Source organism: Halodurantibacterium flavum (assembly GCF_042681825.1).
In the GTDB taxonomy this organism is placed as follows: Bacteria; Pseudomonadota; Alphaproteobacteria; order Rhodobacterales; family Rhodobacteraceae; genus Halodurantibacterium; species Halodurantibacterium flavum.
Map to the genome: position 1 here is coordinate 418,128 of NZ_JBHUGH010000002.1, position 15,235 is coordinate 433,362.

Consider the following 15,235-nt stretch of genomic DNA (forward strand, 5'->3'; position numbering starts at 1 on the left):
GTCTCTCTCCCTTGCTGTCTGCCCATGGCCCCTCCTGGCCGATGGGGCGAACCGTGGTGAAGTCCGGCGTGGTCCGATGTCGATTCCGGGCCGGAAATGTATTCACGATTCGCAATTATAAGTGTAGTTCACGGGTGTTTTTGCGCAATCCGTAGCTGCAGTGAATACATTGTCGCCACGGACTTGGGGCGAAAGCCCGCGCATCACGCTGAACCGCGCCGCCTGCCTTGCGCCGGGACTTCGTCGCGCGCCGCCCCTTCTGACGCTTTCCGCCCGCCAGAAAGAAGCCGGTTTCCCCCGCTGGTGCGACGCAATAGACTTCGGCGACAGGATCATCTGAGGAAGGCCCGACATGCCAGTTCCGGCCCATGTCAAGGACATGCTGCGCAGAATCCGGGCCCGGGTGCAGGGCACACCGCTGCAGGAACGCATGGCGCCCGCAGATGCACGGCCCGAAATGCTGCGCCCCGTGCGCCGGGCCACGGCGCAGACGGTCGCGACATACTGGAACCGGCTGATGGCCGGCGGCAGGGTCGCGGACCCGGACCGCGAGGCGCTGGCCGATCCGCTGACAATGGCGGAGCCTGCGCGCTTCAACGCCAATATCGAGAACTTCATCGGCACCGTGAAGCTCCCCCTGGGGGTCATCGGGCCGTTGCGGATCAACGGGCTGAACGCGCATGGCGATTATCACGTCCCGATGGCCACGACCGAGGCCGCGCTGGTCGCATCCTATGCGCGGGGTGCCCGGGCGGCGACACGATCAGGCGGGATCAACACCGCGATCCTGTACGAAGGTGTCATCCGCACGCCCGCCTTCGTTCTGGACAGCCTGCTGAACGCGGGCCTTTTCGTCGAGTGGGTCGTCGATGGGGTCGATCAGTTGAAGGTCGCGGCCGAGGCCACGACCCGCCATGGCAAGATGATCTCGGTCGAGCCGGTGATCGACAATAACATCGTCTTTCTGATCTGCCGCTTCACAACCGGCGATGCCGCCGGGCAGAACATGGTCACCATCGCGACCAACGCCATGTGCGAGGATATTGTCGCGCGCTGCCCCGTCCCCCTTAGGGCATGGTATATCGAGGGCAATTTCTCGGGCGACAAAAAGGCATCCTCGCTTGGCATGGTGACCGGGCGCGGCCGCAAGGTCAGCGCCTCCGTGACCCTGAAGGCCGGGGTGGTCAGATCGGCGCTCGGAACCAGCGTGGCCGAGATGCTGGCCTATGGACAGGTTGCGAACCTTGGCGCGCTTTTGTCCGGTCAGCTTGGGGCGCAGGCGCATTTCGCGAACGGGCTGGCGGCGATCTACATCGCCACGGGGCAGGATGCGGCCTGCGTTGCCGAAAGCGCGATGGGCGTGACGCGGATGGAGGCGCGGGGCGAGGATCTTTTCTGCAGCGTGACGATGCCCAACATTCTGGTCGGCTCGGTCGGGGGCGGCACCGCGCTGCCCAGCCAGTCGGCGGCACTGAACATCCTGGGGCTTCGGGGGGACGGGCACGGCGCCGCCCTGGCCGAGGTGGTCGCGGCGACCTGCCTCTGTGGCGAGATTTCGATCGTGGCGGCGATTGCGGCGGGTGATTTTGCCCGCGCGCATGAGAAACTGGCGCGTCACAGATGAAGCTCGGCAATCTCTGGATCTATCAGAAGGAACGCTTTCCGCTTGCCAGGACGGTGCCGCTACTGGCGGTCTTTTCCGCGGCAAGCATCAGCGTTTCGGCGCAACTGGCGGGGCGCCCCCTGCCATCGGGCTGGGGCTTTCTGGCGGCGTTTGTCACAGCGCTCCTGATCTTCTTTCAGATGCGGGTCTGCGACGAGTTCAAGGATCTCGACGCCGACCGGCGGTTCCGCCCCGACCGCCCGATCCCGAGGGGGCTGATCTCGCTCCGGGCGGTGATGGGGCTTGGGGTGCTGTCGCTGCCGCTGACCGCCCTTGCCGCAGGGGCGTGGCATCCGCCGCTTCTGTGGTTATTGGGGGTGGTCTGGGTGTGGCTCGCGCTCATGACCGCTGAATTCGGGGTGCCGGCATGGCTTGGGGCGCGGCCGGTGCTCTATCTCGTCAGCCATATGGCGATCATGCCGCTGATCGATCTGTTGCTCACCGCGTTCGAATGGATGCCGGGGGGCGGACCGGCGGCGGCGCTGGCGCTGTTCCTCGCGCTGTCGTTCGTGAACGGCTGCGTGCTGGAGATCGGGCGCAAGATTTGGGCGCCACAAAGCGAGATCGCCGGGGTCGAGAGCTACTCGGCGCTCTGGGGGCCGGGCCGGGCGGCCTGGGTCTGGGCCGTCTTTGTGGCGCTGTCCTTTGGCATCCTGATGGCGCTGGCGGTCCTGACGGATGCGGTTGCGGTCGCCTTGCCGGCGGGCGGGGCGGGTGCGGTCGCCTGCGCTGTCGCCGCGTGGCGCCACGCAAGAGCGCCGACGATTGCGACAGAAAAGCGGCTGGATCTGCTGGCGGGGCTATGGGTTTTCCTGTGCTACGCGCTGGCCGGGTTCGCCCCGATCCTGACAGGGATGTTCTGATGACCTTTATTGTCCCGCAGCAGGATGCGACCGATGCGCAACAGGTCGGCGGCAAGGCGGCGGCCCTTGGCCGTCTGGCGCAGGCGGGCTTTGCGCCGCCCGAATTCTTCGTGATCCGCGCCGAGGCGTTCGACGGTGAGACGTTCGGGGGCGAGACGTTCAAGAAGGGCGGCGCCGTCCCGGGACTTGCGACGGCACTGGCGCGGCTGGGCGACGGACCCTTTGCGGTGCGCAGTTCGGCGCGGGCCGAGGACGGGGCAGAGCATAGCCATGCCGGCCAGTTCGACAGCTTTCTGAACGTGCCGGCGGCAGAGGTCGAGGCCACCGCGCGCAGGGTCTGGCAATCGGGGTTTTCGGAAACGGTCGCGACCTATCGCGCGCGTTGGTCAGGGGGGCAGGCGGAAGGGCCGGCCGTGGTGGTCCAGCGCATGGTCGATGCGCGGGTGGCCGGGGTCGCGTTTTCCGCCGATCCCGTTACCGGCCGGCGCGACCGGGTTGTCATTTCGGCCATCGCCGGCCTTGCGGATCGCCTCGTCTCGGGCGAGGCGGATGGCGAGGACTGGACGGTGGCGGCAGATACGGGAACAGATACCGGGGCCGTCTGCGCCACCCGACCTGTCGTCCTGACAGAGGCGCAGGCGCAAGAGATCGCCGACCTTGCCCGACGGGCCGAGGCGCTCTTCGGCAGTCCGCAGGACATCGAATGGGCGCTGGACGACGCGGGGCTCCACATCCTGCAATCGCGCCCGATCACCACCGCCATCCGGGCCGCGCCGAACCCGGATGACGCGCTGACCATCTTCGACAATTCGAACATCATCGAAAGCTATCCGGGGGTCGTAAGCCCACTGACCTATTCCTTTGCCGTGCATGTCTATGGCCGGGTCTACCGGGTCTTCGTGGCCATGCTCGGTGTGCCGCAGGACAGGATCGCGGCGCATTCGGCGGTCTTCGACAACATGCTCGGGCGGGTCGACGGGCGGGTCTATTACAACCTCGTCAATTGGTACCGGGCGCTGTCGCTCTTGCCGGGGTTTTCGCTGAACCGGGCCTATATGGAAACGATGATGGGTGTCGATACGCCCATGCCCGCCGAGGTGACTGACCGGATCGGTCCGCCCTCCGCGACCGGGCGCGCCCGGCTGAGCGAATACGGACGGCTGGTACGGGCAGGTGCGGGTCTTCTGTGGCAGGCGCTGGTTCTGCCCCGCACGCGCCGTCGCTTTTACGACCGGCTGAACGCGGCGCTCGACAGCGACCTTGATCTGGACCGGGCGGGGCCGACCGCACTCGCCGCGGAATATCGCAAGATCGAGAGCACGTTGCTCGACCGGTGGGACGCGCCGCTGGTCAACGATTTTCTTTGCATGATCGCCTTCGGTGCCTCGCGCAACCTGATGCAGAAATGGTTGGGGCAGGACGGGATCGCGCTGCACAATGACGTCATGATCGGGCAGGGGGATATCGTCTCGGCGGAACCGGCCCGGCGCATCCTCGCCATGGGGCAAATGGCAAAGGCCGCAGGGCTTGAAGCGCGGCTCGCCGCCGGGGACAGGGCCGCACTTGCCGCCGACCCAAGGCTGCAACACGAATTCGATGCCTATATCGCCCGCTTCGGGGATCGCTGCACCGAGGAACTGAAGCTTGAAAGCCTGACACTGCGTGATGACCCGTCGAGCCTTCTTGCCGCGATTGCCGCCAGCGCAGGCCGCGACATGGACAAGGCGCCCCCGGATTCGGCTCCGGACTGGGCGGCACTGTTTCCGAACCCGCTGAAACGGGCGGCGGCCCGGGCCCTGATCGGCTGGGCGAAGGCCCGTGTGCGTGACCGCGAAAACCTCCGCTTTGAACGGACGCGGGTCTTTGGCCATGCGCGGCGGGTGTTTCTGGCCCTGGGCCGCGAATTTGCGGCGCGCGGGCTGATCGACGCCCCCCGTGACGTGTTCCATCTGACCACGCTCGAAGTTCTGGGCGCGGTCGAGGGGTTCGGCCTGTCGCCCGATCTCCGGTCGCTGATCGCCCTGCGCAAGGCCGAGGACAGCGGCGCATCGCAACGCCCCGACCCGCCCGAACGGATCGAACTGCGCGGCCCCGCCATTTCCCCGGTCTGGAATGACAGCCCGGCAGCGCGCGACGGCGCGACGCGCCGGACGGCCACGGGGTGTTCGGCGGGCCGGGTCAGCGGGGTCGCGCGGGTGATCCGCGATCCGCGCACCCAGTCGCTGGCCCCTGGTGAGATCCTTGTCGCGCGGCATACCGACCCCGGCTGGATCGCCGTATTCTCGAACGCCGCGGCCATCGTGGTCGAACGCGGCTCGCTCTTGTCCCATTCCGCAATCGTGGCGCGCGAACTGGGTATCCCCTGCGTCGTGGGCCTGAGGGGCGCGACCGGCTGGATTGAAGACGGAGAGAGCATCACCGTAGATGGCGCAACAGGAGAGGTCGAAAGACATGGCAGCACGCGCCGAGATCGAAGCCAAGGCGAGCTTTGAGCGCATCCGCTACGCCCAGCTGTGGGAGGATGCGGATGTCCTGACGCAGGCGCTGGGGGCATGTGCCGGGGGGACGCTGGTGTCGATCTGCTCGGCGGGGGACAATGCGCTCGCCATGCTGACGCTCGACCCGGCGCGGGTCGTCACCGTCGATCTGTCGCCGGCCCAGATCGCCTGCCTTCGCCTGCGCATCGGCGCCTTTTCCGAACTGACGCATCCTGAGTTTCTGGAGCTGATGGGCGCGCGCCCCTCGACCCGGCGCGGGATGCTCTTGTCGCGTGCGCTGGCCGGGCAGGATGCGGAAACCCGCGCCTTCTGGACCGCGCTCGAGCATGATGTGGACCGCCACGGGGCCGGGGGCGTCGGCAAGTTCGAGCGGTATTTCCGGATTTTCCGTAAATGGCTGCTGCCGCTGGTCCATGGGCGCCGGACGCTGGATGAGGTCTTCGTGCCCCGCGACAGGGCCGCCCGGCAGGCCTTTTACGATCATCGGTTCGACAGCTTTCGTTGGCGCCTGTTGCTCAACGTCTTCTTTTCGCGTTTCGTGATGGGGCGGATGGGGCGGGACAAGGCCTTTTTCGACCATGTCGAGGGCAGCCCCGCCGCCCATGTCGCCCGGCGCATCCATCACGCGGCGGTCGAAACGGACCCCGCCGGAAATCCCTATCTCCACTGGATCCTGCACGGCACGCATGGCACCGCCCTGCCGACGGCCTGGCGCCGCGAACATTTCGATGTCATCCGCAGCCGGCTGGACCGGCTGGATATAAGGCCCGGATCGCTGGAGGCCTTCGTTTCCACCGGCGAACGTGCGGATGGCTTCAACCTGTCCGATATCTTCGAATACATGTCCCCGGCAGTCTTTGCGCAGGTCTACGAAGGCCTGCTGGATGCCGCCGCGCCGGGCGCGCGCCTGGTCTACTGGAACATGATGGTTCCCCGGCGGGTGCCCCCCGGGCTTGCCGCGCGGGTGATCCGGCGGCGCGAGATCGAGGACCGGCTCAAGGCGCAGGACAAGGCCTTCTTCTATTCGGATTTCGTGGTGGAAGAGGTCGCGGGATGAGTGTTCCCGCCCAGATCGCGCTGGCGTTCGGATCGGTGGCGGTCCTGCTGGGGCTGATGGCCCTGGTGCGGGTCACGGCCCTGCGCTGGGGCCTGGGTGGCGAGGTGCAGCGCAAGCTTGTCCATGTCGGCACGGGGCTTTACGCCCTGTCATTCCCGTGGATTTTCCCCGACCGCTGGCCGGTCTACATGCTGACGGGCCTTGCGCTGGCGGTGATGGTAGCCTTGCGCCTTCCCCGGCTTTCGGGCCGGTTGGGGCAGACCTTGCACGGGGTCGGGCGGCGGTCTTACGGCGACTTCCTTCTGGCGCTTTCCGTGGGCCTTTGTTTCTTCCTGTCCGAGGGGGTCGCGCTGTTCTATGTGCTGCCGATCGCCGTCCTGACGATCTCGGATGCCGCCGCCGCCCTTGCGGGCATCCATTACGGCACCCGCCGTTTCAAGGTCGAGGACGGGATCAAGAGCATCGAGGGCACCGTCGTCTTTTTCGTCGTGACGCTGCTCGTCGCGTTGATCTGCCTGATGTTCCTGTCGGACCTGCCGCCGCCGAACATCCTCGCGCTGGCGGTGATGATCGCGGCTTTTGGTACCCTGGTCGAGGCGCAAAGCTGGCGCGGGTTCGATAACCTGTTCCTGCCGCTTGCGCTTCTGGTGTTTCTGGTCGTGCACAGCCAGAGCGGGCTTGGCGATCTTCTGGGGCTTGCGGGGCTTTTCTTTGCGTCGATCATCGGCTTTCGCGCCGTGGGGCCGCGCTTTGGCCTCAGCGATCATGCGGCGCGGGTTTATGTGGTCGCGGTCTTCATGATCCTGTCGGTGGTCGAGATCCAGAACGCCATCCTGCCCGGGCTCGTGCTGCTCGCCCATGCGTGGTGCTCGCTCCGCTCGCCGGGCGAGGATGACTACGGTGAGCTTGACGTGGTGGCGGCGCTTGCGATCTTCAGCTTCGGCTGGCTGGCGGTCGGGACCGCGACCGGCTGGAACGCGGTCCAGTTCTACGGGCTGACAGCCATCGGGATGGTCATGGGGCTTTGCACCCTCGCGCTGGGGCGGCGCCTGCTTTGGGTGCCGGCGATTGCGTTGGTGCTGATGGCGGTCAGGTTCGGGGTCACCTCCGTGAACCCGCCCGATGCGGTCTGGGCGGAACCCATGTGGTTGCTCGCCGTCGCCTGTCTGCTGATCCCCTCGGTCGCGGCGGGGCTGGCGCCGCGCTGGCTGATGCAGGACCGGGTGTTGAAGCTGACGGTCCTGTCGGTCCTGCCGCCCCTGGGCTATTACGCCGCGCTGCTGATGGCAGGGGGCGCGTTTCAAGCAACGGAAAGGATGGCCCTGTGACGCATCACCAGCTGAAGAATGAGGGCGCCCGCCTGACCGTGCATCTGGACGGCCCCGCATGGGACGGGGCGGTTGCGGCGACCATCGGCGATGTCTCGTTTCGCGACCGGGCCTGCGGCGCCGCGCTGATGGATCAGGCCCTGACGATGATCCGGGAGGCCGGGCGCGACCGGGTTCTGGGGCCGATGGCGGGCGACACATGGCACAGCTACCGCTTCGTGTCGGAAAGCGACGGCACGCCCCCCTTCCTGCTGGAACCCTCGAACCGGCCCGAGGAGCCCGCAGTCTTTGCCACCGCCGGATTCCTTCCCGTCGCGCGCTATTTCTCGGCCAGGATGGCGCTGGCCGATGTAGACCCCACGCCACCGCCCCCGACGGATGCCTTTCACATCCGCTGCTGGGACGGTACCGCGCCCGAGACGCTGCTTGCCGAGGTCTTTGCCCTGTCGTCCGAGGCCTTTGCGGGCAACGCCTTTTACACCCCGATCCCGCAGGATGCCTTCCTCGCGCTTTACCGCCCGCTCATGCCCATGATGCGGCCTGACCTGATCTTTCTTGCGCGGGCGCCGGACGGGGCCTTGGCCGGGTATCTCTTTGCCATCCCCGATTATGCCCAGGGGCCGCAATCCCGGACGGTGATCCTGAAAACCTATGCCAGCCGGGTGCGCGGGGCCGGGCGGCATCTGGTCCACGCCTGCCACGCGGGGGCGCTGGCGCTCGGCTATGACACGGTCATCCATGCGCTGATCCATGACGACAATATCTCGGCCGCGCGCAGCCGCCGCGAAGGGGCGCGGATCTTCCGGAGGTATGAGCTTTTGGGGCTACGTCTGGATGGCTGACCTGCTGAGGGATTTCGCGGCGGCCGTCGCGCGGCATCCGGACAGGGTGGCCCTGATCGACGGTCGCGGCCGTCAGACCAGTTTCGGTGCGCTGAGGGCCCGGTCCGAGGCTTTCGCCGCCGCCTGGCAACGCAAGGGCATCCGGCCAGGGCACAGGGTGCTGCTCGCGATGTCGGTGGACGCAGACCTTTATGCGGCGCTGGCGGCGCTCTGGTCGCTGGGGGCCACGGTCGTTCTGCCCGAACCGGCGATGGGTCTTGCCGGGTTTCGCCATGCCGCGCGGGTGACGCGGCCCGAGGGGTTTTGCAGTTCCGGGGCTTTCGGTCTCTTGAAATGGGTCTTGCCCGGGCTTTGGGGGACCATGCCGCTGCGACCCGCGTCGCATCCGGGGCCCTTGAGGGACGCGCCGGGGAGGGAAGTTTCGGGTGAGGACGGCTCGGTCGCGCTGATCTCCTTCACCTCGGGCACGGGCGGGGCGCCCAAGGCCATTCCGCGCAGCCATGATTTTCTGGACGCGCAGCACCGAGCCGTCGCGCCCTTGCTGGAGAGCGACCGGGCCGACGAACGCGATCTGGTGGCCTTTCCGGTCTTTGTGCTGATCAACCTTGCCGCCGGGCGCACGTCGGTCCTGCCGAACTGGAGGATGTCGCGCATCGCGGCTCTGCCGCCCGACAGGCTGCGCGACTGGATCGAGCGTCAGGGGGTGACGCGCGCGCTGATCCCCCCGTCGCTCTGCGAAAAGCTGGCCGTATCGGGGGTGCCGCCGCAGCTTGACCGGGTGTTCACGGGCGGTGGTCCGGTCTTTCCCGACCTTGTGGACCGCCTGCGTCAGGCCGCGCCGCACCTGCGCCTGACCTGCGTCTACGGCTCGACCGAGGCAGAGCCGATCGCGCATCTCGATACCGCCGATCTCCGGGCGGCGGATGAAACCGCAATGGATCAGGGGCAGGGCCTGCTTGTCGGCCATCCGGTTGCGGGCATCCTGCTCCGGATCGAAAAGGGCGAAATCCAGGTCGCGGGGGCGCATGTGAACGGGGGCTACCTCGATCCGGCGCAGGATGCGGAAACCAAGATCCGCGAGGGCGGAACGCTCTGGCACAGGACGGGGGATGCCGGTCATCTGGACGGGCAGGGCCGGCTCTGGCTGCTTGGCCGCGTGGGGTCGGAGGTGGAGATCGACGGCCAGACGGTCCACCCCTTTTCGGTCGAGATCACCGTCCGTCGCTGGCCCGGGGTCCGCAACTGCGCCCTGATGGCCGAGGAAGGGCGCGCCGTCCTGTTCATCGACGGCGATGCCGAAAATGCCCGTCAGTGGCAGGAGCGCGCCGCATCGCTGGGCATCGGCCGGGTGATCAGGGTCGACAGGATGCCGATGGACAGACGCCATGCGTCAAAGATCGACCGGAAGGCCCTGCGCGACTGGCGCGGGCGCTGAACGCCGCAGCCGCCTGTCAGGACAGATCGGCGGCGGTCTCGAACATCTCGGGCCGGTCCTTTTTCAGCCGGTCGATGATCGACTGGATCTGGCTCAGGTGCAGCCGGAGGGCCGCCGCAGCCGCCTCGGCATCCCGGCGGCGCAGGGCGTCGAGGATCTGGCGGTGTTCCTCGATCACCCGGGGGGCGCCGAAGGACAGCGACAGGAACCGTGCGCGATCCATGTGGCCCTTGTTCTCCTTGACCAGCGTCCAGACGAATTCGAGCCCGGCGGCGGTGCAGATTTCCCGGTGGAAACTGTCATCGAGCGCGTGGAACTGCCCGTGGTCGGCGGCGTCGAGCGCGGCGTGCTGGGCCACGATAAGATCGGCCAACCGGTCGTGATCTTCGGGCGTCAGGGTGCGCGCGGCCTCGCGCATCACCGATTCCTCCAGCGCGGCGCGGATGAAATAGGCCTGCGTGACCGCCTGTTCGGAAATGGGCGTGACCGTGGTCGCGCGCTGCGGCCGGATCAGGATGAAGCCCAGTTGCGACAGGCGGAAGAACGCGTCGCGCACCGGCTGGCGCGACACGCCGGTCTGGGCCGCGACCTCGGCCTCTGACAGGCGGGTGCCGGGCGGCAACGACAGGTCGATGACACGCTGATAGAGCAGGTCGAAGATCTGGTCCGTGACCGTGCGGGGTCGCATCTCGGGCAGGGCCGGCAGGGCGCGAGGCGTCGTCACAGGCATGGTGATCTCCGGATTGACCCAACTTGTAATCTAGCATATTAGTCTGCCAGATAGATAGCAAGACCGGGGACAACCATACGATGACTCTGCTGTCGCCAGACCGTCTTTTTCCAGTAGAGCCCCGCGCCCGGGATCTGGCGCGCGCGCTTTACGACGGGATTCGCGACCTGCCGATCCTCAGCCCGCATGGTCACACCGATCCGCGCTGGTTCGCCGAGGATCAGCCCTTTCCCGACCCCGCCCAGCTTTTCGTGACGCCGGATCACTATGTCTTCCGCATGCTCTGTTCCCAGGGCATCGCGCTGACCGATCTGGGCGTGCCGCGCGCCGATGGCGGCCCGACCGAGGCCGACGGGCGCAAGATCTGGCGGCGTTTCGCGGAAAACTACCACCTGTTCCGGGGCACGCCCTCGCGGCTGTGGCTCGACTACAGCTTTGAAAACGTGTTCGGGCTGGACCGCCGTCTTTCTTCTGACACCGCCGATCATTATTACGACCACATCGCCGATTGCCTGCAGCGCCCCGAATTTCGCCCCCGCGCTTTGTTCGAGCGGTTCAACATCGAGGCGATCGCCACGACCGAGGCCGCGACCGACGATCTGCGCTGGCACCGGATGATCCGGGAAAGCGGCTGGCAGGGCAGGGTCATCACCGCCTATCGCCCCGATGGCGTGATCGACCCGGAAATCGCGGGATTTGTCGAAAACGTGGCGCTGATGGGGCAGCAGACGGGGTTCGACACAGCGACCTGGGGCGGCTATCTGGATGCGCACCGGGCGCGGCGGGCCTTTTTCATCGAGCATGGCGCCACATCGAGCGACCATGGCCATGCGACGGCCCGGACCGAGGACCTGCCGCAGGATCAGGCGGCGGCGCTCTTCGCCAAGGCCCTGCGCGGCGAATGCTCGCCCGGGGAAGCCGACGCCTTCCGCGGTCATATGCTGACCGAAATGGCGCGGATGAGCCTGGAAGACGGCCTGGTCATGCAGATCCATCCGGGGTCGCGCCGCAACCATTCCGATCAGGTGCTGGCAATGTTCGGGCGCGACAAGGGCTTCGACATCCCCGGCCGCACCGATTATGTCGCGGCGCTGCGCCCGCTTCTGAACGCGGTGGGCATGGACCCGCGCCTGACGGTGATCCTGTTCACGCTGGACGAATCCGCCTATGCGCGCGAACTGGCGCCCTTGGCCGGGGTTTATCCGTGCCTCCGGCTTGGCCCCGCCTGGTGGTTCCATGACAGCGCCGAGGGGATGCGCCGCTTCCGCGAGATGACGACGGAAACGGCGGGGTTCTACAACACCGTTGGCTTCAACGACGACACGCGGGCCTTCTGCTCGATCCCCGCGCGGCACGACGTCGCCCGGCGGGTGGACTGCGCCTATCTTGCGACGCTGGTCGCCACCGGCCGGCTGGCCGAGGATGAGGCGCCCGAGCTTGCGCATGAATTGACCTACGGGCTCGCCAGGCGGGCCTACAGGCTCTGAACTTCTGAACGGAAGATCACATGAGGGAGGAAAAGATGAAACTACTGACAACAACCGTGGCGGCACTGCTGGCCTCGGCGAGCTTTGCGGCCGCTTGTGAGGTGACGCTGCGGTCATCCGACACGCATCCCGACGGCTATCCGACCGTCGAGGGCGTCAAGGCCATGGCCGCCGAGATCCTGGACCGGACCGAGGGCCGCATCTGCATCGAGGTCTTCCCCTCGGCGCAGCTGGGCGAGGAACGCGACACGATCGAGCAGACCCAGTTCGGCGTGATCGACATGGTCCGCGCCTCCTTCGGGACCTTCAACGACATCGTGCCGGTGACGCGGACCTTCTCGCTGCCCTATCTGTTCCGCAACGTCGATCACATGCATGCGGTGATGGACGGCCCGATCGGCGAGGAAATCGGCGCGGCCTTCGAGGAACGCGATCTGGTGGTGCTGGCCTATTACGATGGCGGTGCGCGCAGCTTCTACAACTCTCAGCGCCCGATCAACGCGATGGAAGATCTGGCCGGGATGAAGTTCCGCGTGATCCAGAACGACGTGTTCGTTGACATGATGACCGCGCTTGGCGCGACCGCGACGCCGATGCCCTATGGCGAGGTCTATTCCGCGATCCAGACCGGCGTGATCGACGGGGCGGAAAACAACTTCCCCAGCTATGACAGTTCCGGACATGCCGAAGTGGCACGCTATTTCACGCTGGACGAACACCTGATGGTGCCGGAACTGGTCGCGATGTCCAAGGCGACCTGGGACCGCCTCTCGCCCGAGGATCAGGAGATCGTCCGCGAGGCGGCGCGCAATTCGTCGGCCACGCAGCGCCAGCTCTGGGCCGAGGCCGAGGCCGCGTCGGAAGAGCGTGTCATCGCGGCGGGCGCCGAGATCGTGCGCGACATCGACAAGCAGCCGTTCATTGACGCCATGGCGCCGGTCTACGAGAAATACGCAACCTCGCCCGAGGCGCAGGATCTGGTCGAGCGTATCCGCGCGACCGAATGACCGGAGAGGGCCGTCCCGGCGCGGGGCGGCCCCTTCCTTTTTCCTCTTGGGGATCTTTCCTGTGGAGATCGCGATGCGCGATGCCTTGATCGGATTGGCCCGCCTGACCGGGGCCGTCGCACAGGCGGGGCTCTGGCTGGCCGGGACGGGCCTTGTCCTGATGTGCGCCTTTGTCTTTGCGCAGGTGGTCGCGCGCTACCTGCTGGGGTTCAGCCTCTTCTGGGCGGAACCGGCGGCGGTGATGCTGATGGGCTGGTTCATCTTCATCGGCGCGGCTGTGGGCGTCAAGGAGGGCTATCACCTCTCGTTCGACGTGGGCTTGATGCTGGTCCCCGAAAGCTGGCGCGCGTGGTTCCACACCCTGTCGGATATCGTCGTCACGGCCTTTGCGGTGGGGATGGTCTGGTTCGGCTGGCAACTGGCCGCGCGGGCCTCGACCGGCGTCGTGCCGGGGCTGGGAATTTCGCGCCTGTGGGATTTCGCGCCGCTGATCGGCGGGGGCGTGCTGCTGGTTCTCTTTTCGCTCGAACGTATCCTGCGCCGGGCGGCGGGGCTGAAGACGCGACGCTTTGGCGACATGGATGACGCGGCGGACGGCCTGCCCGATGGCAGCGCCGCCGAGGGCCGGGCCGAGGCCATGCTGGATGGCCGGAAAGAGTAAGGGCAATGGAATACTGGATTCTCTTCGGCAGCTTTGCCGGACTTCTGCTGATCGGCACGCCGGTTGCCTTTTGCCTCGGCGCGGCGAGCTTTTTCACGGTGCTCTATCTGGGCCTGCCGCCGGTCGTCGTGTTCCAGCGGCTGAATTCCGGCATCTCGGTCTTTGCGCTGATGGCGATCCCGTTCTTCATCTATGCGGGCGACCTGATGGTGCGGGGCGACATCGCCCGAAGGTTGGTGGCGCTGGCCGGCGCGCTGGTCGGGCATATGCGCGGGGGTTTGGGCCAGGTGAACATCACCGCTAGCCTGATGTTCGGCGGTGTGTCGGGCTCGGCCGCCGCGGATGCGAGCGCGGTCGGCGGCCTCATGGTGCCGCAGATGAAGGCCAAGGGCTATGATGTCGACTATGCGGTCAACATCACGGTGGTCAGCTCGATCATCGCGCTGATGATCCCGCCCAGCCACAACATGATCATCTATTCCATCGCGGCGGGCGGGCGGCTCTCGATCGCCGATCTGTTCACCGCGGGCATCATCCCGGGGCTTTTGCTGGCGCTGATGCTGATGGCCGCCGCCTGGTGGGTCGCGCGCAAGAAGGGCTACCCGACCGAGCCGTTCCCGGGGCTGCGGATGCTCGGCATCCTCTTCGTCTCGGCGCTGCCCGGACTGATCCTGATCGCGATCATCTTTGGCGGTGTGCGGTCGGGCATCTTTACCGCGTCGGAAAGCAGCAACATCGCGCTGGTCTATGCGCTGGCGATCACCGCGCTGGTCTATCGCAGCCTGCCGTGGTCCGAATTCGTCGAGGCGACCAAGGGTGCCGTCCGCACCACGGCGATGGTCCTGCTGGTGATCGGCTGCGCCGCCTGTTTCGGCTGGCTTCTGGCCTATATGCGGGTGCCGGCGCAGCTGGTCGAGATGTTGCAGAACGTGTCGTCGAACCCGATCGTCATCCTGCTGCTCATGAACGTCATGCTTCTGGTGCTGGGCACTTTCATGGACATGTCGCCGCTGATCGTCATCACGACGCCGATCTTCCTGCCCGTGGCAATGGCCTTCGGGGTCGATCCGGTTCATTTCGGGGTGATCCTGATCCTGAACCTCGGCATCGGGCTTTGCACCCCGCCGGTCGGCGCGGTGCTGTTCGTCGGCTGCGCGGTCGGGCGGATCAGCATCTGGCAGGTGATGCGCACGATCTGGCCGTTCTATGGGGCCGCCGTGGCGACCCTGATGCTTGTGACCTATGTGCCGGCGCTGTCGCTCTGGCTGCCATCGCTTTTCCGCTGAGGTTTCCGATGCCCGATCCTGTCCGAACCGTTCTGGCCCATGCGCCCGAACTGATGGTCGTCCGCTTTGCCTTTGAGGCGGGCGATCAGGGGGCGCTGCACAGCCACCCGCATGTGCAATCGACCTATGTCCAATCGGGCCGCTATCGCTTCACCGTGGCGGGGCGGGACTTCGAGGTGGGGCCGGGCGACGCCTTTGTCATCCCCTCGGGCGCCGAACATGGCTGCAACTGCGTTGAAGGGGGCGTGCTGATCGACAGTTTCACGCCGCGGCGTGACGATTTTCTCTGAAAGGACCAGACCATGACGCATGTTGAGACCCGCCACGCGATCCACCCGGACCACGCCCGCGCCATGGACACGGCCACGCTGCGCCGGC

Annotated in this window: 13 protein-coding genes; 12 read left to right on the forward strand and 1 reads right to left on the reverse strand. The window is 66.8% G+C overall.

Translation table 11 applies throughout. The annotated features are described in order from the left end of the window. The first annotated feature begins 352 nt into the window (after window positions 1-352). The 7 genes from ACFSGJ_RS03640 to ACFSGJ_RS03670 are packed head-to-tail and all read left to right on the forward strand — an operon-like array spanning window position 353 to window position 9,686. Entirely contained in the window at window positions 353-1,624 is a 1,272-nt protein-coding gene (locus ACFSGJ_RS03640; protein WP_390259585.1) for a hydroxymethylglutaryl-CoA reductase, read from the forward strand. Further along, window positions 1,621-2,526, forward strand: coding sequence for a UbiA family prenyltransferase (locus tag ACFSGJ_RS03645; RefSeq protein WP_390259587.1), 906 nt, complete (start codon window positions 1,621-1,623; stop codon window positions 2,524-2,526). The genes ACFSGJ_RS03640 and ACFSGJ_RS03645 overlap by 4 nt, the downstream gene beginning before the upstream one ends. After that, window positions 2,526-5,018, forward strand: a complete 2,493-nt coding sequence (locus ACFSGJ_RS03650) for a PEP/pyruvate-binding domain-containing protein (protein WP_390259589.1) — start codon at window positions 2,526-2,528, stop codon at window positions 5,016-5,018. The genes ACFSGJ_RS03645 and ACFSGJ_RS03650 overlap by 1 nt, the downstream gene beginning before the upstream one ends. Further along, the gene (locus tag ACFSGJ_RS03655) at window positions 4,978-6,081 is read left to right on the forward strand and encodes a BtaA family protein (protein WP_390259591.1); all 1,104 of its coding nucleotides are present in this window, start codon (window positions 4,978-4,980) and stop codon (window positions 6,079-6,081) included. Before ACFSGJ_RS03650 ends, ACFSGJ_RS03655 begins: the two co-directional genes overlap by 41 nt. After that, window positions 6,078-7,409, forward strand: coding sequence for a diacylglycerol/polyprenol kinase family protein (locus tag ACFSGJ_RS03660; RefSeq protein ID WP_390259593.1), 1,332 nt, complete (start codon window positions 6,078-6,080; stop codon window positions 7,407-7,409). Before ACFSGJ_RS03655 ends, ACFSGJ_RS03660 begins: the two co-directional genes overlap by 4 nt. Then, a complete protein-coding gene (locus ACFSGJ_RS03665) occupies window positions 7,406-8,251 on the forward strand; it encodes a GNAT family N-acetyltransferase (protein ID WP_390259595.1) in 846 nt (281 codons plus the stop codon). Before ACFSGJ_RS03660 ends, ACFSGJ_RS03665 begins: the two co-directional genes overlap by 4 nt. After that, the gene (locus tag ACFSGJ_RS03670) at window positions 8,244-9,686 is read left to right on the forward strand and encodes an AMP-binding protein (RefSeq protein ID WP_390259597.1); all 1,443 of its coding nucleotides are present in this window, start codon (window positions 8,244-8,246) and stop codon (window positions 9,684-9,686) included. The genes ACFSGJ_RS03665 and ACFSGJ_RS03670 overlap by 8 nt, the downstream gene beginning before the upstream one ends. 16 nt (window positions 9,687-9,702) lie before the next feature. On the opposite strand, the gene ACFSGJ_RS03675 is transcribed toward ACFSGJ_RS03670, so the two are convergent. Beyond that, complete coding sequence (locus ACFSGJ_RS03675) at window positions 9,703-10,416, reverse strand: GntR family transcriptional regulator (protein WP_390259599.1); 714 nt, start codon at window positions 10,414-10,416, stop codon at window positions 9,703-9,705. Window positions 10,417-10,496: 80 nt separating this feature from the next. On the opposite strand from ACFSGJ_RS03675, the gene uxaC reads away from it, so the two are divergent. From uxaC to ACFSGJ_RS03700, 5 genes are all read left to right on the forward strand, one after another. After that, on the forward strand, window positions 10,497-11,903 hold the full coding sequence (gene uxaC / locus ACFSGJ_RS03680) for a glucuronate isomerase (RefSeq protein ID WP_390259601.1): 1,407 nt from the start codon (window positions 10,497-10,499) through the stop codon (window positions 11,901-11,903). A 35-nt stretch (window positions 11,904-11,938) separates the two neighbouring features. Further along, window positions 11,939-12,910, forward strand: a complete 972-nt coding sequence (locus tag ACFSGJ_RS03685; RefSeq protein ID WP_390259603.1) for a TRAP transporter substrate-binding protein — start codon at window positions 11,939-11,941, stop codon at window positions 12,908-12,910. A gap of 73 nt (window positions 12,911-12,983) precedes the next feature. Further along, on the forward strand, window positions 12,984-13,571 hold the full coding sequence (locus ACFSGJ_RS03690; protein WP_390259605.1) for a TRAP transporter small permease: 588 nt from the start codon (window positions 12,984-12,986) through the stop codon (window positions 13,569-13,571). A 5-nt stretch (window positions 13,572-13,576) separates the two neighbouring features. After that, entirely contained in the window at window positions 13,577-14,857 is a 1,281-nt protein-coding gene (locus ACFSGJ_RS03695; protein ID WP_377405461.1) for a TRAP transporter large permease, read from the forward strand. An 8-nt stretch (window positions 14,858-14,865) separates the two neighbouring features. Further along, window positions 14,866-15,147, forward strand: a complete 282-nt coding sequence (locus ACFSGJ_RS03700; protein WP_390259608.1) for a cupin domain-containing protein — start codon at window positions 14,866-14,868, stop codon at window positions 15,145-15,147. The last annotated feature ends 88 nt before the right edge of the window (window positions 15,148-15,235 follow it).